A 506-nucleotide genomic window follows, 5' to 3' on the forward strand; every position below is an offset into this window, starting at 1 on the left:
CAGCCGATCGTGCTCGCGCTCGACGGCGCCCACCTGCCGCAGGGCCGCGTCTTCGCGGAGCAGGTGGCGAACGTGATGCAGACCGAGGTGCTGGCCCCCGAGTTCGCCAGCCGATCGTGCTCGCGCTCGACGGCGCCCACCTGCCGCAGGGCCGCGTCTTCGCGGAGCAGGTGGCGAACGTGATGCAGACCGAGGTGCTGGCCCCCGAGTTCGCGCTGCAACGCCATGCGGACGCGGACGGCAAGCCCGCCATCGACCTGACACAGGCCGGCGGCAACTGGCGGCGCGTGCAGCCCCAGCCAGACCCGTACGCCAACCATCGTTTCGATGTGAACGCGCGCGGGGTGGTCTACCTGCGCCATCCGGGCGGCGGGCGCGAGCGGGTGGACCTGGCCACCTATCTCGGGCCACGGCTCGGGGGCGGCGGCGCCAAGACCGTGTTCGCGCTGGGCCGCGACAAGGCCGTGGGCATCGCCAATGACGAGATGACCGGCTTCATGGTGCAG

The 506-nt window shown here is 72.1% G+C and carries 2 protein-coding genes; both read left to right on the forward strand.

Going from position 1 to position 506, the window contains the following annotated elements:
* On the forward strand, window positions 1-183 hold a 183-nt coding region (locus AB4Z27_RS29455), incomplete at its 5' end, for a hypothetical protein (protein ID WP_441646039.1).
* Window positions 117-506, forward strand: a 390-nt coding sequence (locus AB4Z27_RS29460; protein ID WP_441646040.1) for a hypothetical protein, incomplete at its 3' end; no start/stop codon positions are given. The genes AB4Z27_RS29455 and AB4Z27_RS29460, both read left to right, overlap by 67 nt.

Origin of the sequence: Cupriavidus sp. KB_39, assembly GCF_052114485.1 — a bacterium.
In the GTDB taxonomy this organism is placed as follows: domain Bacteria; phylum Pseudomonadota; class Gammaproteobacteria; order Burkholderiales; family Burkholderiaceae; genus Cupriavidus.